The organism is Pantoea sp. B65 (assembly GCF_047308185.1).
In the GTDB taxonomy this organism is placed as follows: Bacteria; Pseudomonadota; Gammaproteobacteria; order Enterobacterales; family Enterobacteriaceae; genus Erwinia.
This window is the reverse complement of sequence record NZ_JAHXPU010000017.1, coordinates 259,260-277,069: the sequence shown is the minus strand read 5'-3', so window position 1 is coordinate 277,069 and position 17,810 is coordinate 259,260. Positions and strand designations below refer to the sequence as shown.

At 53.2% G+C, this 17,810-nt stretch carries 15 protein-coding genes; 5 read left to right on the top strand and 10 right to left on the bottom strand.

All coding sequences use genetic code 11. The annotated features are described in order from the left end of the window. Positions 1–9: 9 nt before the first annotated feature. A complete protein-coding gene (gene cof / locus JWF83_RS08220) occupies positions 10–831 on the bottom strand; it encodes an HMP-PP phosphatase (protein ID WP_413649692.1) in 822 nt (273 codons plus the stop codon). A gap of 99 nt (positions 832–930) precedes the next feature. On the opposite strand from cof, the gene JWF83_RS08215 reads away from it, so the two are divergent. Both JWF83_RS08215 and queC read left to right on the top strand, forming a co-directional pair. Continuing rightward, positions 931–2,631 carry an SgrR family transcriptional regulator gene (locus tag JWF83_RS08215; protein ID WP_413649758.1) on the top strand — a complete coding sequence of 567 codons (1,701 nt, stop codon included), beginning with the start codon at positions 931–933 and terminating at the stop codon, positions 2,629–2,631. A gap of 119 nt (positions 2,632–2,750) precedes the next feature. Further along, positions 2,751–3,446: a 7-cyano-7-deazaguanine synthase QueC gene (gene queC, locus JWF83_RS08210; RefSeq protein WP_413649691.1), complete on the top strand. Its 696-nt coding sequence runs from the start codon at positions 2,751–2,753 to the stop codon at positions 3,444–3,446. Between the two features lie 39 nt (positions 3,447–3,485). Here the strand turns inward: queC and JWF83_RS08205 are convergent, their stop codons facing one another. From JWF83_RS08205 to bolA, 9 genes are all read right to left on the bottom strand, one after another. Continuing rightward, complete coding sequence (locus tag JWF83_RS08205) at positions 3,486–3,884, bottom strand: YbgC/FadM family acyl-CoA thioesterase (protein ID WP_413649690.1); 399 nt, start codon at positions 3,882–3,884, stop codon at positions 3,486–3,488. Positions 3,885–4,007: 123 nt separating this feature from the next. After that, positions 4,008–4,352 carry a ComEA family DNA-binding protein gene (locus JWF83_RS08200; protein WP_413649689.1) on the bottom strand — a complete coding sequence of 115 codons (345 nt, stop codon included), beginning with the start codon at positions 4,350–4,352 and terminating at the stop codon, positions 4,008–4,010. Between the two features lie 143 nt (positions 4,353–4,495). Continuing rightward, entirely contained in the window at positions 4,496–6,361 is a 1,866-nt protein-coding gene (gene ppiD / locus JWF83_RS08195; protein WP_413649688.1) for a peptidylprolyl isomerase, read from the bottom strand. A 256-nt stretch (positions 6,362–6,617) separates the two neighbouring features. Beyond that, complete coding sequence (hupB, locus tag JWF83_RS08190) at positions 6,618–6,890, bottom strand: nucleoid-associated protein HU-beta (RefSeq protein ID WP_026111673.1); 273 nt, start codon at positions 6,888–6,890, stop codon at positions 6,618–6,620. A 215-nt stretch (positions 6,891–7,105) separates the two neighbouring features. Then, on the bottom strand, positions 7,106–9,460 hold the full coding sequence (gene lon, locus JWF83_RS08185) for an endopeptidase La (protein ID WP_413649687.1): 2,355 nt from the start codon (positions 9,458–9,460) through the stop codon (positions 7,106–7,108). A 188-nt stretch (positions 9,461–9,648) separates the two neighbouring features. Further along, the gene (clpX, locus tag JWF83_RS08180; protein ID WP_413649686.1) at positions 9,649–10,923 is read right to left on the bottom strand and encodes an ATP-dependent protease ATP-binding subunit ClpX; all 1,275 of its coding nucleotides are present in this window, start codon (positions 10,921–10,923) and stop codon (positions 9,649–9,651) included. A 130-nt stretch (positions 10,924–11,053) separates the two neighbouring features. Then, positions 11,054–11,677 carry an ATP-dependent Clp endopeptidase proteolytic subunit ClpP gene (gene clpP, locus JWF83_RS08175; protein ID WP_413649685.1) on the bottom strand — a complete coding sequence of 208 codons (624 nt, stop codon included), beginning with the start codon at positions 11,675–11,677 and terminating at the stop codon, positions 11,054–11,056. 347 nt (positions 11,678–12,024) lie between these two features. After that, positions 12,025–13,329 carry a trigger factor gene (gene tig / locus JWF83_RS08170; RefSeq protein WP_413649684.1) on the bottom strand — a complete coding sequence of 435 codons (1,305 nt, stop codon included), beginning with the start codon at positions 13,327–13,329 and terminating at the stop codon, positions 12,025–12,027. A gap of 336 nt (positions 13,330–13,665) precedes the next feature. Further along, positions 13,666–13,980 (bottom strand): transcriptional regulator BolA, encoded by a 315-nt coding sequence (gene bolA / locus JWF83_RS08165; protein ID WP_413649683.1) that lies wholly within the window; start codon positions 13,978–13,980, stop codon positions 13,666–13,668. A gap of 299 nt (positions 13,981–14,279) precedes the next feature. On the opposite strand from bolA, the gene JWF83_RS08160 reads away from it, so the two are divergent. The 3 genes from JWF83_RS08160 (at position 14,280) to cyoA (ending at position 17,810) form a co-directional block, all read left to right on the top strand. Further along, on the top strand, positions 14,280–14,858 hold the full coding sequence (locus tag JWF83_RS08160; protein ID WP_413649682.1) for a lipoprotein: 579 nt from the start codon (positions 14,280–14,282) through the stop codon (positions 14,856–14,858). Between the two features lie 105 nt (positions 14,859–14,963). Beyond that, positions 14,964–16,439, top strand: coding sequence for a muropeptide MFS transporter AmpG (gene ampG, locus JWF83_RS08155; protein ID WP_413649681.1), 1,476 nt, complete (start codon positions 14,964–14,966; stop codon positions 16,437–16,439). A 444-nt stretch (positions 16,440–16,883) separates the two neighbouring features. After that, a complete protein-coding gene (cyoA, locus tag JWF83_RS08150; protein ID WP_413649680.1) occupies positions 16,884–17,810 on the top strand; it encodes a cytochrome o ubiquinol oxidase subunit II in 927 nt (308 codons plus the stop codon).

Sequence of the window (17,810 nt, the reverse complement as noted above, 5' to 3'; positions counted from 1 at the left end):
GAAAAGACCTCAGAATTCGGGGGAATAATTAAGGTGTGGTGTCGTCAGCCAGTGGTTAAGATAATGCGACACGCCCTGTGTCGCGCAATGTCCGATAACCGGCAGATGCGGCAGTTCATGTTTCAGCTGATGCATTGCGTTACCCATAATAAAACCACGCCCTACCCCGGCCAGCATTTCACGATCGTTCATCGCATCGCCAAAAGCCATGCAATCAGCCATCGTCAGCCCCAGATGGCTGCTGAGAAAATTCAGCGCAGTGCCTTTATTGCAATTCAGCGGCAGCACCTCCAGACACTCCCAGGCTGAGAAGCAGAGGTGCGCCTGCTCGCCGAGGGCTGCGCGCAGCTGGATTTCCAGCCGGCGCAACTCGCTATGGTCGGCAATAAAGCAGATTTTAGTGATCTGATCCGCCGGAATACGCCGTACATCGGTCAGGTGATAACTGAAACCGCTGACCAGATGCGCCAGCAAAATCTCCGGCAACTCGCTGGCGGTAAACCAGCCGTCGTCATTAAACACATGCATAGTGGCCGTGGTATCCCACTGCGTATCGGTCACCTGCCGGGCAATGGCCGGCGCCAGATCGCAACCATACAGTTGCTCGCCATTTACCGTATTGATACGCGTGCCATTGCCGGTGATCAGCCAGGCATCCAGCGCCAGGTCGGCCACCAGAATTTTCATTTCCAGCAAATGTCTGCCGGTGGCGAATGCGAGGATAACTTGTTTTTCCTGTAACGCGCGTAGTGCCGCGACCGTTTCAGCCCCTAACTGGTGATTGGGCAGTAATAGGGTGCCATCCATATCAAAAGCAGCTAAACGCGACATCTTATCTCCCGGCGGTGGCTTATTTATCAGACGCCAGTATCGCCTGGCAATTACGGAACTAATAGTGAATACTTTGTGAAAACACTGCCGGGTTTCGCCATGCGCCAGCTCAATCACCTGAATCAGTTCGCCCGCCTGTGGCAGCACAGCAGCGGTGCGCCGCAACAGACCAGCGTCGCTGAAATGGCCGGGCGCTGCTTTTGCAGCGAGCGCCACGTCCGTACTCTGCTGCGCCAGTGGCAACAGGCGCAGTGGCTTGACTGGCAGGCCCGGTCCGGGCGCGGTAAACGTGGCACCCTGCGTTTTTTACAAACGCCGGAGCATCTGCGCACCGGCTTGCTGCAGCAGCAGTTGGATCGCGGGCAGACTCAGCATGCCCTGCAACTGGTACAGCTGGCACCGGAACAACTGGGACAGCTATTGCAGCCGTTTATGGGCGGCCAGTGGCTGAATGACGCGCCGACGTTGCGCATTCCTTACTATCGCACGCTGGATGAGCTCCACCCCCTGACGCTGAGCGGGCGTGCGGAGCAGCATCTTTGCCGCCATATTTATGCCGGTCTGACCCGCTTTGATAAAGACCAGGTGGTGGCTGACCTGGCGCATCACTGGGTATGCAGCGACAATCAGCGCGAATGGTTTTTCTTTTTGCGTCCGCAACTCCACTGGCACAATGGCGAGCTGATTAGCGCCGCCCAGCTGCAGCAGCGACTGCAACTGATCCTCGACAGCGACGCCGGAAGTAAACTGCTGGCCAGCGTGAAATGCGTCTCACTGGCGCATGCGCTCTGTCTGCGCTTTGAACTGCATAGCGCGGATCACTGGCTACCCCACCGTCTGGCCAGTGTACTGTGTCTGCTGCCTCATCCGCTAGATGAAAAACTGGGAGCCGGGCCTTACCGGCTCAGCCACTTCACCCCGGCGCTGGTGCGAATTGAGAGCCATGGCTGGTACCATTTGCGGCTACCGCTAATGCAGGCTATTGAGTACTGGATCACGCCACAACTGTTTGACAGCCAGACGGGAACCAGCTGTCGTCACCCGGTACAGATTGCGATTGGCGCGCGCGAGGATCTGGCGCTGCTGCGCCCGGTAAGTAACAGTATCAGCCTCGGCTTTTGTTATCTGGCGATTAATCAGGGACGCGCGCTAAATCCGGCTCAGGCGGCAAAACTGATGCGCCTGATACATCAGGCAGAAATCATCGGGCAATTACCGATCGAAGAGGGCCTGATCACCCCGAGCCGCGAAATGCTGCCAGGCTGGCCGCTGCCTGACTGGCCCGCAGAAGATGATATCGCGCTGCCAGCGCAACTCAGCCTGCACTATCATCTGCCAGTGGAGCTGGATGCGATGGCGCATAAATTACAGGAGCTGCTGGCCAGCCATCATTGCCAGCTGCAACTGCATTTTCACCCTGCCAAAAGCTGGGCAGGCTATGCCGATCTGGCCGACGCCGATATACTAATGGGCGACCGGCTGATTGGTGATGCACCGGAATTTACCCTTGAGAGCTGGCTGCGCCTCGACCCGCTATGGCCAGCGATTCTGCCTGAGGCGCGTTATCAGCAACTGATGGCCGGTCTGCGGCAGATTCAGGCTGAAGAGCAGCAGTCAGTGCGCTTTACCGGACTGCAACAGACTTTCCGCCAGCTGATGAACGATGCGGTAATCACGCCGCTGTTTAACTATCGCTATCAGGTAAGCGCGCCACCGGGAGTGAAAGGTATTCATCTGAATGCCTGGGGCTGGTTTGATTTTACCCGCGCCTGGGTGCCGCCACCGGTGGTGATTGAGTGAGGCGGCGCCAGGCAGTACCCTATGGCCGCGGCTGCCTGAAGCGTCGGCTGGTATAACTCCCGCCGCCACATAAGGCAAGCGTGGGGCAAATAACAGACAAAACATTAACAAAGGCAAATATGAAACGTGCAGTAGTGGTTTTTAGCGGTGGACAGGATTCAACAACCTGCCTGATACAGGCACTTCAGCAATATGACGAGGTGCATTGCGTCACTTTCGATTACGGCCAGCGCCATCGCGAAGAGATCGCCGTTGCACAGGCGCTGTCACAGCAGCTGGGGGCGCGTGCGCACAAAGTGCTGGATGTCACCCTGCTGAATGAGCTGGCAGTCAGCAGCCTGACGCGCGATAACATTCCGGTGCCGGTTTATGACGCCAGCGCCAGCGGGTTACCCAGCACCTTTGTACCGGGACGCAATATTCTGTTTCTGACGCTGGCGTCAATTTATGCTTATCAGGTAGAAGCAGAGGCGGTGATCACCGGCGTCTGCGAAACCGATTTTTCCGGCTACCCCGACTGTCGCGATGAGTTTGTGCAAGCACTGAACCATGCCGTCGAACTGGGCATGGCGCGCAAGGTACGTTTTGAAACGCCCCTGATGTGGCTGAATAAAGCGGAAACCTGGGCGCTGGCCGATTACTGGCAGCAGTTGCCGCTGGTGCGCCAGCAGACCCTGACCTGCTATAACGGTATTCAGGGCGATGGCTGTGGCGCCTGCGCCGCCTGCCATCTGCGGGCGAAAGGTTTAAGCGACTACCAGCAGCACGCCGAAGCAGTGATGGCCAGTATGCTGGCAAAAACCGCGCTGGCATAATCCGCTGCCGGGCCGTGCCCGCCGGCACGGCTTAGCTATTTATTCGGTGAGCATCGATTCCAGCCGCGCTTTCAGCTCCCCCTCCAACGGCAGAGCTTTGCTGGTACGCAGGTCAATACAGACAAATGTGAGCGTGGCATCCGCCACCTGCGTGCCGTCCGCCAGCGACACATTCTGGCTCAGTGTCCCACTTTTACCACTCAGTTGCAGCAGCTGGCTGTCGATAGTCAGCACCTCTCCCAGCACGGCCGGACGGCGGTAGTTAATATTGATATTCACCACCACAAACGCCATCTGCTGCTGCGTCATCCAGTGGAATGCCTCTTTTCTTTCCAGCCACTCCCAGCGCGCCTCTTCGAGAAACTCGAGGTAGCGTGCATTATTCACATGTTGATAAACATCCAGATGGTAGCCGCGAACCTTAATCGTTGTCTGCATAGCCTCGTTGCCCCGGTTATCTCGTGCCGCCAAAAGAAAAGGCCATACCAACTGGTATGACCTCTACAGGTTAGCAGCCTGCCCGGGTGCTTTCGCGGGGAAAATGCATGCTTGCGAGAGCGATCACAATTTCAGCCGCCCGGCATTGCGCTCCACCAGCGCACTACCGATGCCCGGAACTTCCTTCAGCTGATCCACCGCGCTAAACGGACCATACTGTTCGCGATAACTGACTATCGATTCGGCTTTCTTTATCCCCACGCCGTTCATTGCCGCCGCCAGCTGCTCCGCGCTGGCGCTGTTAATACTCACCACCGTCTGCTCACTCAGCGCCACACTGCTGTTCTCAGCCAGCGTTTCCGGTTTGGTCTGCACGCTGCTGTGAGGCCCGGCGGCAAAGGCGGCTGACAGGGTGCTGAGCCCGAGCATTAGCGTAAGAGCGATGGCATTAAGCCAGTGTTTAATCATGCTGTTGTTCCTCCATGTTGTGACAGCACGGCTAACTTACGCGCATTGCGGTGAGGGAAACAAATGGCAAACTTCAGAAATGGAAAAGGCCGCGAAAGCGGCCTTTAGAGTTGCAGCGTGTTGCATTTGCGCTACGAGGCAGGTTACTGCTGCGCCGCGCTACCATACTTGATTTTGGCTTCTTTACGCAGGTTGCTCATCAGTGCTTCAAACGCAATTTGCGCATTATTCTGGGTAACCCCCTGAATCATCGCCTGCCGTTGCTGTTCAGGTATGGTGCCGGCATGAACCTGATCCAGTGATAACAGCAGCACATTGCCCTGCATATCCTCACTGACGCCGTAAGAGGCTTTATCTTTCGCCGGTTGCGGCAGGCTAAACGCCGCCTGAGTCACCGCATCCTGACCATTACGCGTCAGGGTTTTCGCCGCACCAAAGCTCAGACCGGCGGCTTTAAACGCCTCATCCTTGCCAGCCTTCAGCTCGGCAATAATGCTATCCGCGTTGGCTTTCGCCTGTTTTTCCGCTTTATTGTGCTTAATGCTGTCGACAATCTGCGCCTGAACCTCAGCAAAAGGTTTGACCGCTTCCGCTTTATGTTCACTGATACGCACAATAAAGGCCCGGTCGCCATCAACGGTAATGATATCGGAATTGCTGCCCGGCGCGCCGTTTTCACCGACTAAGCCGCCGTTGAAAATCGCCTGCTCTACCGGTTTGAAATTCAGTTCGGCTGGCAGGTTATCACGGCTAAACCAGCCGGTTTCCACCGCTTTAACGCCCGCGGCCTGTTCGGCACTGGCCAGCGACTCGTTATCATTACTCGCCGCATCACTCACTTTCTGCTGCAGTTTGTAATAGGCGTCGATACCTTTTTCCTGCTTCACTTTATCAGCAATCGCATCACGCACTTCAGCCAGCGGTTTAATCTGCTCTGGCTGAATATCGTCGAGGCGCACAACCAGGAAACCGACGGAGGATTTGATCACCCCGGAAAGCTGGCCTTTGCTGGTCAGATTGGCGTCTGTCAGCTCGTCAGGTGTGGTCGACGGCTCCAGCCAGCCCATATCACCGCCCTTACGCGCAGAGATAGGATCGGCAGATTTCTCTTTTGCCAGCGTGGCAAAGTCAGCGCCTTTTTTCAGTTCATCGACCAGCGTCTGGGCTTCCGCTTCGGTTTTGGTCTGAATGATGCTGTAGCGATTGCGCTGCGGCTGGCCGTAATCCGCTTTATGTTCGTCATACCAGCTCTGGATCTCGCTGTCGCTGGCGGACTCCTGCATGCTGGCCGCATCCAGCTTGATATAGCTCACGCGGAACTGTTCCGGCGCCATAAAGCTGTTTTTATGCTGCTCGTAGTAGTTTTTGCTCTCTTCGTCGCTGACCTGCTGCTTCGCCGCCAGCTGACCGACGTCGATAGTGGCAGTACGCACCACACGTTGCTGCGATACCAATGCCGCCAGCGAGTCCGACTCATTGCTCAGCATAAAGTCGGTGTCAGTCAATGCCTTGATCAGCTGCTGGGTGGTCAGCTGCTTACGCAGCGCCTCAGCGTACTGATCGGCGGAGAAACCCATATTGCTAATCAGGTTCAGGTATTTCGCATTGTCGAATTTACCGTCGGTCTGGAACGCGGGCTGGGTGAAAATTGCCTGTTTGATTTGCTCATCGCTGATAGCCAGTTTCAGATCTTTGGCATACTGGTCGAGTAACATCTCGTCAATCAGCTGTGACAGCGCCTGCTGGCGTATCTGCTGCATATATCCTTCGTTACTGGCCAGCTGTGAAAACTGATCGCCCAGCATCTGCTGCTGGCGGCTGCGCTCATTGGAGAACGCACGCTCCAGTTGTGTCCGGCTGATTTCATGTCCGTTAACCTTGGCGGCATAATCACCGTTGCCACCCACTAAAAAGTTGCCGACGCCGGTCAGCACGAATGACACGATAATCAAAGCCAAAATAATTTTGAGCGCGACATGGTTCGACGCCGCGCGTAAATTGTCCATCATGGTATGCCAACACTCCGCTGTATGTAGTGTGAATGTAAACCTTACGCTTGCGTCCGCATCCTCGCGGGCGATCTACGTCGCTGCCTTTCAGGCCTGCAGCTATCGGCCTGCTTTTGACACGCGCATACCGCGTTTGTCACGTATCACGATAAAAAAAGGCACATCATTTGCCTGATGTGCCTGGTATGTTACATGAGAACGCTTTGTCAGTCCTCAATCCACCGAAGAAATTGCTTCAATGGAGGCTTAACCACTCTTAGTTGACAGCGTCTTTCAGCGCTTTACCGGCGCGAAAACCAGGTACTTTACCCGCTGGAATAGTAATTTCTTTACCGGTCTGTGGGTTACGGCCAGTACGCTCTGAACGTTCACGTACCGAGAAAGTACCAAAACCAACCAGCGCGACTTCATCGCCTGCTTTCAGAGAATCGGAAACGGAAACCATAAAAGCATCTAATACACGTCCAGCCGCTGCTTTAGAAATGTCAGCATTTGCAGCAATTTTGTCGATCAACTGTGACTTATTCACTCTATTCATCCCCTCTTTATTATTCACATCGTACCCGAGCATCCAGGCCCTGTACGCACGCGCAGCAAGTTATATCAAGCCTGATGGGTCGAAACAACGTTTAATAGTGAACGTTGTTACCTCGACCAGCCATCTAAATTAGCGACACAAAAAAAAGCTGGCAAGTCCCATTTGACCTGCCAGCCACACTTTTTGACTGTTTTTGCCAAAAAACGCTATTTAGCGGTCACAACCTGCATGCCATAAGGGGCATTTTGCAATGCCAGCGCCAGAACTTCCTCGATGCGCTTCACAGGATGGATTTCCAGATCGGCAATTACGTTGTCAGGAATCTCTTCCAGGTCACGTTTATTTTCGTCAGGAATTAACACCGTCTTGATACCGCCACGGTGTGCCGCCAGCAATTTCTCTTTCAAACCACCGATTGGCAGAACCTGGCCGCGCAAGGTGATCTCGCCGGTCATCGCCACATCAGCACGCACCGGGTTACCGGTCAGGCAAGAAACCAGCGCGGTGCACATCGCAATACCGGCGCTTGGGCCATCTTTCGGCGTCGCGCCTTCCGGTACATGGACGTGGATATCACGTTTTTCGTAGAAGTCGCCGTTAATACCCAACTTCTCCGCGCGCGCGCGTACCACGGTCAATGCCGCCTGGATTGACTCCTGCATCACTTCGCCGAGTGAACCGGTGTAGGTCAGTTTGCCTTTACCCGGTACGCAGGCGGTTTCAATGGTCAGCAGCTCGCCGCCCACTTCCGTCCACGCCAGGCCGGTCACCTGACCTACGCGGTTTTCGTTTTCCGCACGGCCATAGTCGAAACGCTGCACGCCGAGGAAATCCTTCAGATTATCGCCATTGATCGCGATATGTTTGAGGTTCTTATCCATCAGCAACGCTTTCACTGCCTTACGGCACAGCTTCGACAGTTCACGTTCCAGGCTACGTACCCCCGCTTCACGGGTATAGTAACGAATAATGCCGATAATGGCGCTGTCATCTACCGAAATTTCATGTTGTTTCAGTGCGTTACGCTCAATTTGCTTCTGCAGCAGATGCTGTTTGGCAATATTCAGTTTTTCATCTTCGGTATAGCCGGAAAGACGAATCACTTCCATACGGTCCAGCAGCGGCGCCGGAATGTTCATGGAGTTTGAGGTCGCCACAAACATCACATCGGAAAGATCGTAATCCACTTCCAGATAGTGATCGTTAAACGCGATATTCTGTTCCGGATCCAATACTTCCAGTAACGCGGAAGCCGGATCGCCACGCATGTCCGACGACATTTTGTCGATCTCATCCAGCAGGAACAGTGGGTTTTTCACGCCAACTTTCGCCATTTTCTGGATCAGTTTGCCCGGCATAGAACCGATATAGGTACGACGGTGACCACGGATTTCCGCTTCGTCACGCACGCCGCCCAGCGCCATACGCACATATTTGCGTCCGGTGGCTTTGGCAATTGACTGACCGAGTGAGGTTTTACCAACACCCGGAGGCCCTACCAGGCACAGAATCGGGCCTTTGATTTTGCTGACACGGCTCTGCACCGCTAAATATTCCAGAATGCGCTCTTTGACACGCTCCAGACCGAAGTGATCGGTATCCAGCGTCTCCTGCGCTTTCAGCAGGTCTTTTTTCACCTTGCTGCGCGCATTCCATGGTACCTGCACCATCCAGTCGATATAGCCACGCACCACGGTCGCTTCTGCTGACATCGGCGACATCATTTTCAGCTTCTGCAGCTCAGCTTCGGTTTTTTCACGCGCCTCTTTCGGCATTTTCGCCGCGTCAATTTTGCGCTTCAACGCTTCATTTTCGTCAGGCGCGTCGTCCATTTCACCCAGTTCTTTCTGAATCGCCTTCATTTGCTCATTCAGATAGTACTCGCGCTGGCTCTTTTCCATCTGTTTTTTAACCCGGTTGCGGATGCGTTTTTCCACCTGCAACAGGTCAATTTCAGACTCCATCATCGCCATCAGATATTCCAGACGTTCATTAACGTCGGACATCTCCAGCACAGACTGTTTATCAGCCAGTTTCAATGGCATATGCGCCGCAACGGTATCGGCCAGACGTGCGGCGTCGTCAATGCTATTCAGTGACGTCAACACTTCCGGTGGGATCTTTTTATTCAGCTTGATGTAACCCTCAAACTGATTGATCGCCGTACGCACCAGCACTTCCTGCTCGCGCTCTTCAATTTCGGGTGAAACCAGGTATTCCGCCTGAGCAGTAAAGTGGTCACCGTTATCAGCCAGCGTAGTGATATGCGCACGCTGTAAACCTTCCACCAGCACTTTTACCGTGCCATCGGGCAGCTTCAACATTTGCAAAATAGATGCAACGGTCCCTACCGAAAAGAGATCGTTGATGCCAGGTTCATCCGTTGAAGCCTCTTTCTGTGCAACCAGCATGATCTTTTTATCGTGATCCATGGCGGCTTCTAAGCACCGAATCGATTTTTCCCGACCAACAAACAACGGAATTACCATGTGCGGATAAACCACTACGTCGCGCAACGGCAACACAGGGATTTCAATGCGTTCAGAACGCTCAGGATTCATAGAGCTCTCTCTTTGTTTAATGTCCGCCAGGGTGATGGGAACCGCATAGTGCAGTGAAGTGCAGTCGACCCACAGGTATCTGAGTATATGGGGATGAATGTCAGACATTCAATGTAAAGCGCGAGAGAAAAACAAAAGGGGAAAGAATTTTCCCCTTTTATGATAACTAACTGGATTGACTTGGTTATTTATTCGCCAGAAGCCTGTTGCGCTTCGTGCTTACCATAAATCAACATCGGATCGGTTTGTTCATCGATCACTGATTCATCAATCACAACTTTCTCGACGTCATCCATTGAAGGCAGATCGTACATGGTATTCAGCAACGCCCCTTCGACGATTGAACGTAGCCCACGGGCGCCGGTTTTACGCGACATCGCCTTTTTGGCAATCGCGGTTAACGCTTCCTCGCGGAACTCCAGCTCGACACCTTCGAGATTAAACAATGCCTGGTACTGCTTGGTCAGGGCATTCTTCGGCTCGCGCAGGATCTGGATCAGCGCCTCTTCACTCAATTCATTCAGCGTCGCCACCACTGGCAGACGACCGATAAATTCAGGAATCAGACCGAACTTGATCAAATCTTCCGGTTCCACCTGCGCTAACAGTTCGCCTTCCGTTGCTTTCTGCGACTTGCCTTTCACCGTGGCGCCAAAACCGATACCGGAGCCGGTCTCCACACGCTGTGAGATCACTTTATCCAGGCCGGCAAACGCACCGCCGCAGATAAACAGAATCTTCGAGGTATCCACCTGCAGAAACTCTTGCTGCGGATGCTTACGACCGCCCTGCGGCGGCACGGCGGCAACCGTACCTTCGATCAGCTTCAGTAATGCCTGCTGCACACCTTCACCGGAGACATCACGCGTAATCGACGGGTTGTCCGACTTACGGGAGATTTTATCAATCTCATCGATGTAAACGATGCCGCGCTGGGCTTTTTGCACGTCGTAGTCGCATTTCTGCAACAGTTTCTGAATAATGTTTTCAACGTCCTCACCCACATAACCCGCTTCGGTCAGGGTGGTGGCATCGGCCATGGTAAATGGCACATCTAACAGACGCGCTAAAGTTTCCGCCAGCAGCGTTTTACCGCTACCGGTCGGACCGATCAGCAGAATATTACTTTTGCCCAACTCGATACCATTACTGGTATCACCATTGCGCAGGCGCTTATAGTGATTGTAGACCGCAACGGCCAGCACTTTTTTCGCCTTCTCCTGACCGATAACATAATCATCGAGGTGATGGCGGATTTCGTGCGGCGTAGGCAATGCACTGCGTTCACGATGCGGGGCCACTTCTTTAATCTCTTCGCGAATGATGTCGTTACACAGATCGACACACTCATCGCAGATATACACTGACGGCCCGGCAATCAGCTTGCGCACTTCATGCTGGCTTTTGCCGCAAAAAGAGCAGTACAGCAGCTTTCCTGAACCGTCTTTGCGCTTATCTGTCATCAGTTAACCTCTTCTCTTTATCCTGGTCCGCATACTTTGCGGCGATGGCAGCGCCTTGCACTGCCCTCGTTTATTGCAACTCTCGACCGGCGTCTCACTAACTATAGCCTGGCGCCGCAGACTTTAAGCCTTATTCGCGATGCGTCAGTACGGAATCAACTAAACCATACTCTACAGCTTCACTCGCGGAGAGGAAACGATCGCGTTCAGTGTCTCTTTCTATTTCTTCAAGAGATTTGCCCGTATGGAAGGCCATCAGTTCATTCATACGCCCTTTCACCTTCAGGATCTCGCGCGCATGGATTTCAATGTCGGTCGCCTGGCCCTGATAACCGCCTAACGGCTGGTGGATCATCACGCGCGAGTTTGGCAGGCAGTAACGCTTGCCTTTTGCTCCGGCGGTCAGCAGGAAGGCGCCCATTGAACAGGCCTGACCCATACAAATGGTGCTGACATCCGGCTTAATAAATTTCATCGTGTCGTAGATCGACATGCCGGCGGTAATCACGCCGCCAGGAGAGTTAATATAAAGATGAATGTCTTTTTCCGGATTCTCCGCTTCCAGAAACAGCATCTGCGCCACTATCAGGTTAGCCATATGATCCTCGACCTGACCGGTGAGGAAAATAATGCGCTCTTTCAGCAGGCGCGAAAAGATGTCGTAAGAACGCTCTCCGCGCGAAGTTTGTTCAACCACCATTGGCACTAAAGCCATATGGGGTGCAGTTTGTTCACGTTCGCCACTGTATGACATTACCGTCTCCTGGATAAATTTCATTTGGCAACACTCTGTACCGATTCTACTTGAGTGAGCGAGGGAACTCTATGTTCCCGTGACTCACCCGCCGACGCCATCCGGACGGTCAATCAGTCAGCGTAAAAATTACGGGTTATACAGAACAGGATCTGGGGATGTTGCCCCACTCTTTCAAGCATAACAACGTTTTCATCAATCGCTAACCAGGAAAAACAGCATAGTTGATAATTCGTCGGTTAATTAAGCAAATAACAGCCAAAAGATCGCGTTTGAAGGAAAATAAAAAAACAAAAGGCCCGCAACCTTGCGGTTGCGGGCCCCGGTTAACCCACTACAGGCGTGGATCAGGCAGAAGCCGTCTGATTCATCAGATCCTGGAAACCAGTGGTTTTTTCGGTCACTTTTGCTTTTTCCAGAACCGCTTCAACAGCCTGTTCTTCCAGAGCAACGTTACGCATATTGTTCATCAGCTCATTGTTTTTGCTGTAGAACTCGATCACTTCCTGCGGATCTTCATACGCAGAAGCCATCTCTTCGATCAGCGTTTTCACGCGATCTTCGTCGGCTTTCAGCTCATGGGTACGAATCACTTCGCCCAGCAGTAAACCAACCACTACGCGACGTTTTGCCTGCTCTTCAAACAGTTCACGCGGCAATTCAAACGCTTGTTTCTCATTACCACCGAAACGCTGTGCAGCCTGACGGCGCAGCACATCGATTTCATTGTCGATCAGCGAAGTCGGGACGTCGATTTCGTTGGCGTTAATCAGACCGTCGATAGCCTGAGTTTTCACCCGGTTACGTACCGCGCCTTTCAGCTCGCGTTCCATGTTTTTACGCACTTCGGCGCGCAGACCGTCAACGGAGCCATCTTCAACGCCAAAACGTTTGATGAACTCTTCGGTGAATTCTGGCAGCTCGCGCTCTTCCACTTTCTTCAGAACGATTTCAAACTTCGCCGCTTTCCCTTTCAGGTTTTCAGCGTGGTAATCTTCCGGGAAGTTAACGTCGATGGTGAAGGTTTCGCCCGCTTTGTGGCCAACCACACCCTCTTCGAAGCCTGGGATCATCCGACCCTGGCCCATGGCCAGAACGAAGTCAGAGGCTTTGCCGCCTTCAAATTCTTCCCCGTCTACCGAGCCGTTGAAATCGATAGTTGCACGATCTTCAGCGGTGGCTGCAGCGTCGGTCTCTTTCCAGGTCGCCTGCTGCTTACGCAGGGTGTCCAGCATGGTATCGACGTCAGCATCGGTCACTTCAACCACTGGCTTCTCAACTTCGATCGCGTCCAGACCTTTCAGTTCGACCTGCGGGTATACTTCGAATTCTACGGCGAAAGTGAAATCTTCACCGATTTTGTAGTCGCCCGGCACATATTTAGGCGCGCCAGCCGGACTGATTTGTTCTTTAATGATGGCGTCAACAAAGTTGCGCTGCATCAGATCGCCCAGCACATCCTGGCGAACAGAAGCACCATAACGCTGTGCAACAACGCTCATTGGTACTTTGCCTTTACGGAAGCCATCGATACGTACTTTTTTAGCCACGTCGACCAGCTCTTTTTTAACAGCGTTCTCGATGCTGTCAGCAGCGACAGTAATCGTAACGCGACGGCCCAGGCCCTGAGTGGTTTCTACTGAAACTTGCATCTTGTTACCTCAAAAAAAATCACGTGCTCGGTCAACTTCAGACAATGCATCTGCCGCTGATGGCGAGCGGATGCACTCTCCGACAACCGGGACGGCCTCTGTTGTCAGAACCGCATTCCCTGTTACCAGAAGCGTCCCGAAGACATTCCGGAAAAATAGACGCAGCATTATAGCGGCATCACCGTACTGAGTCGAGAACGCAAACTCGCTCAAAGACAGCGCTTTTTTACAAATTCCGACTTCACTCGCAAATAACGGCTTATGAAACCGCCAGCCGCGGGCGGATAAACGACAAAACGGCCCGCAGGCCGTTTAGGTTGTTGGTCGCAGCAGGCGTCAGGCCAGCGTGCCGGCGCCGCGGCAGTTTGGTGACGCGAGTACCGTATCCTGCAACCCTTTCCACTCTTTAACAGTATAAGTATGCAGCGCCAGCGCGTGCACACTACCCGCCAGTTCATCGGCCAATACGCCATATATCGCGCGGTGACGCATCAGGAAGCGCTGATTGGTAAAGCTGTCACTGACGATGATCACTTTAAAGTGACTCTCGGAGCCGGCTGGCACGTTGTGACGGTAGCTTTCGTCAAGCACTTCCAGATGAACCGGACTGAACGCCATGCGTAACTTTTCTTCTATTTGTCCGCGAATCATAACCACACTCCTCTACGGCAGCGAACTGCGCCCCATCCCTTTAAATAATAGCCGGTTTTTTCCCCAGGCCGCGGATTAGCGATGAAAATTTCTTAAGCTGTTCTTTTCTCTGGCCGCAATCTTCTGCCACCGCGCGGGCGCTGTTTTGCCGTTTCGCTGTCGCCCTGGCGCTGCAGGGAGTCTGAAAAAAGCGCAAGGTGATGAATTTACGCGCCATCGGGGCTTCCCTCCGCGCCAGCCAATGATATGATGACCGAAGTTTTGTCAGCAACATAACTTAGGCGAACGAGAAAATAAGCATGTTAAAAAAATTATTATTTCCGCTGCTGGCCGTCTTTATTCTGGCTGGCTGTGCAAGCAACAGCAACACGTTAGATGTTTCTCCAAAAATTCAGCTGCCACAGCAAGATCCCGGCCTGATGGGCGTTACCGTCAGCATTAACGGTGCCGACCAGCGTAGTGACCAGGCTCTGGCGAAAGTGAATCGCGATGGCCAATTGATTACCCTGACCCCTTCACGCGACCTGCGCTTCCTGCTGCAGGAAGTGCTGGAGAAACAGATGGGCGCACGCGGGTATATGATTGGGCCAAATGGCGCAGTTGATCTGCAGATCGTGGTCAACAACCTGTATGCCGACGTAACCCAGGGTAATGTGCGTTACAGCATTACCACCAAAGCTGACATCTCAATTATTGCCACCGCGAAAAACGGCAATAAACAGGTGAAGAACTATCGTCAGACTTACAGTGTTGAAGGGGCCTTCGCCGCTAACAACACCAAAATCACCAACGCGGTTAACTCCACGTTGGGCGACGTGATTGCCGATATGGCGCAAGATACCAGCGTCAGCGCCTTTATCAAACAGAACGCACGTTAATCGCTGTAGGGGCGGCGTTGATGCCGCCCATTCCGACGATTTGCCTCAATGCAGAGGCGGCCTCAATGCCGCCTCTGCAGATAATTGCCCCGCCTCAAGGACTGTATGGCCAATAACACCCTGCGCTTTTTCGCTCAACGTAACGCCGCCCTCCTGCTGATATTAGGCTTCGCCTCTGGATTACCCCTTGCTTTAACCTCCGGTACGCTGCAGGCGTGGATGACGGTAGAAAACGTTGATCTGAAAACCATCGGTTTTTTTTCGCTGGTCGGTCAGGCGTATGTGTTTAAGTTTCTCTGGTCACCGATGATGGACCGCTACACCCCGCCGTTCTTCGGGCGGCGCCGCGGCTGGTTATTGATTTCACAACTGCTGTTAATTGTTGGCATTGTGGCAATGGGCTTGATGGATCCGTCGCGCAACCTGACGCTGCTGGCGGCGCTGGCGGTGCTGGTGGCATTTTGCTCCGCCTCGCAGGACATTGTATTTGATGCATGGAAAACCGATGTGTTGCCGGCGGAAGAGCGCGGCAGCGGTGCGGCGATTACGGTATTAGGCTACCGCCTGGCGATGCTGGTATCGGGTGGGCTGGCGCTATGGCTGGCCGATCGCTATCTCGGCTGGCAGGCCACCTACTGGCTGATGGCGGTAATGATGGTGCCGGGGGTGATTGCCACCCTGTGCGCCAGCGAACCCACAGACGTCATGGCTAAACCGCGCAGTCTGGAACAGGCGGTAATGGAACCCCTGCGTGATTTCTTCAACCGCAACAACGCCTGGTTAATCCTTTCCTTAATCGTGTTGTATAAGCTGGGGGACGCTTTTGCCGCCAGCCTGACCACCACCTTTTTAATTCGCGGCATCGGCTTTGATGCCGGTCAAGTGGGCCTGGTAAATAAAACTCTCGGCCTGCTGGCCACTATCGTCGGCGCGCTGTGCGGCGGTATCTTAATGCGTCGTCTGACGCTATTCCGCGCCTTAATGCTGTTTGGCATGCTGCAGGCGGTCTCCAACCTCGGCTACTGGGTCCTGTCGGTGACCGATAAACAGCTGTTCAGCATGGCCAGCGCGGTGTTTGTCGAGAATTTGTGCGGCGGCATGGGTACGGCGGCGTTCGTTGCTCTGTTGATGACGCTATGTAACAAATCTTTCTCGGCAACCCAGTTTGCCCTGCTTTCCGCGTTATCGGCCGTCGGTCGCGTCTATGTGGGTCCGGCAGCCGGCTGGCTGGTGGAACTTTGGGGCTGGCCGACGTTTTATGCGTTCTCGGTGGTCGCCGCGCTGCCGGGCCTGCTGCTGCTGGCCGGTTGTAAACGCACGCTGGAATATACCCAGGACACCGCCAGCTTTCTGCCGCGCACCGCTTATCGCAGCGGATACCGCTGGGCGTTGCGGGCGCTGACGCTGGGTTGTGCACTACTGGGGATTTGGCTGCTACTATTAGCGGTGAGCGCCATCGGTTGGCTACAGGATGGCGCCATGCTGACCCCCCTGTTTGAATTCGGGATGGGGCTGGCGCTTTGCGGCATTGTTATCGGTTCACTGCTTGATTACCTGGCACTGCGCCACTCACCACGGTAAGGCGTTTCTGCCGATGCTTCGCCGTCGGGTTGTTAGCTGAATTGTTATCAAGGGGGTAAATTTTCCCCATTCAGCTTAATTAAAAAAACCTACTACAATAAAGAATACGGTCCGGAGGCCGATATTACAAACCGGTGAGTAATTATTTTTGTATAATTAATATCTCTTAAATGATGCGAGGTTGTTAAATGTTTGCGGATTATTTTCGCTGTTTATATCAGCGCGGATTTTTCCTCAGAAAAAACAGGCCAATTCTGTTATATTAATGACAACTCCTTGTGCTCGTTAATAATTTGTCATTTTGAGTAACATTTGTGACACCCTTAGCAAAAGGTGTCAACACCAGCCTGACACAATCTTAAGCTGGTTTACAGTACCGAAACCTTCCCGTAAAATGCCGCCACACTTAAACGACAATAGAGCCCTTGTCATTGAGGTCGTTAAATGAGACTCAGGAAATACAATAAAAGTTTGGGGATTTTGTCATTAATTGCAGGCAGCTTATTGCTAAGTGGCTGTGATAGTGCCTTGTTAAATCCCAAAGGACAGGTTGCATTGGAGCAACGTTCGCTGATACTGACCGCCTTCGGTTTGATGTTGATCGTCGTTATTCCGGCAGTCTTGATGGCTGTGGTGTTCGCCTGGAAATACCGGGAGTCCAACACAAAAGCAAAATACAGCCCTAACTGGTCACACTCGAATAAAGTGGAAGCTGTGGTCTGGACGGTTCCAATCCTGATCATCGTGTTCCTTGGCATTCTGACGTGGAAATCAACCCACGCATTAGAACCTGGCAAACCGTTAGCCTCTGATGTGAAGCCCATTGAGATCGATGTCATCGCGCTGGACTGGAAATGGCTGTTTATCTACCCTGAACAGGGTATTGCAACCGTAAACCAGATCGCATTCCCGGCGAACACACCGGTGAACTTTAAGATCACCTCTAATTCCGTAATGAACTCCTTCTTCATTCCTACCCTTGGTAGCCAGATTTACGCTATGGCGGGTATGCAGACTAAACTGCACTTGATTGCGAATGAACCCGGCACCTTTGACGGCATGTCTTCCAACTTTAGTGGTAAAGGCTTCTCTGGCATGAAATTTAAAGCCATCGCCACCGCCAACACCGCTGACTTTGAGCAGTGGGTAGCGAAAGCGAAACAGTCGCCAAACACCCTGGCCACGATGGATGATTTCGAAAAAGTCGCTGTACCTGGCGAAAATCACCCAGTTGAGTTCTTCTCTGCCGCCAACCCTGAATTGTTCGGGCAAGTGATTGGCAAATTCAAGATGAGCCACGGGAAGATGGACATGTCTGAGCACCAGGGCATGGACATGAGCGAAACATCCCATGCTGGAGCCGAGGAATAA

Excerpts from the sequence above, each read along its gene's own strand:
- lon (WP_413649687.1), bottom strand. The coding sequence starts at position 9,460 with ATGAATCCTGAGCGTTCTGAACGCATTGAAATCCCTGTGTTGCCGTTG.
- tig (WP_413649684.1), bottom strand. The coding sequence starts at position 13,329 with ATGCAAGTTTCAGTAGAAACCACTCAGGGCCTGGGCCGTCGCGTTACG.
- JWF83_RS08160 (WP_413649682.1), top strand. The coding sequence starts at position 14,280 with ATGTTAAAAAAATTATTATTTCCGCTGCTGGCCGTCTTTATTCTGGCT.
- JWF83_RS08205 (WP_413649690.1), bottom strand. The coding sequence starts at position 3,884 with ATGCAGACAACGATTAAGGTTCGCGGCTACCATCTGGATGTTTATCAA.
- queC (WP_413649691.1), top strand. The coding sequence starts at position 2,751 with ATGAAACGTGCAGTAGTGGTTTTTAGCGGTGGACAGGATTCAACAACC.
- bolA (WP_413649683.1), bottom strand. The coding sequence starts at position 13,980 with ATGATTCGCGGACAAATAGAAGAAAAGTTACGCATGGCGTTCAGTCCG.
- cof (WP_413649692.1), bottom strand. The coding sequence starts at position 831 with ATGTCGCGTTTAGCTGCTTTTGATATGGATGGCACCCTATTACTGCCC.
- ppiD (WP_413649688.1), bottom strand. The coding sequence starts at position 6,361 with ATGATGGACAATTTACGCGCGGCGTCGAACCATGTCGCGCTCAAAATT.
- JWF83_RS08215 (WP_413649758.1), top strand. The coding sequence starts at position 931 with ATGCGCCAGCTCAATCACCTGAATCAGTTCGCCCGCCTGTGGCAGCAC.
- JWF83_RS08200 (WP_413649689.1), bottom strand. The coding sequence starts at position 4,352 with ATGATTAAACACTGGCTTAATGCCATCGCTCTTACGCTAATGCTCGGG.
- clpP (WP_413649685.1), bottom strand. The coding sequence starts at position 11,677 with ATGTCATACAGTGGCGAACGTGAACAAACTGCACCCCATATGGCTTTA.
- clpX (WP_413649686.1), bottom strand. The coding sequence starts at position 10,923 with ATGACAGATAAGCGCAAAGACGGTTCAGGAAAGCTGCTGTACTGCTCT.
- ampG (WP_413649681.1), top strand. The coding sequence starts at position 14,964 with ATGGCCAATAACACCCTGCGCTTTTTCGCTCAACGTAACGCCGCCCTC.
- cyoA (WP_413649680.1), top strand. The coding sequence starts at position 16,884 with ATGAGACTCAGGAAATACAATAAAAGTTTGGGGATTTTGTCATTAATT.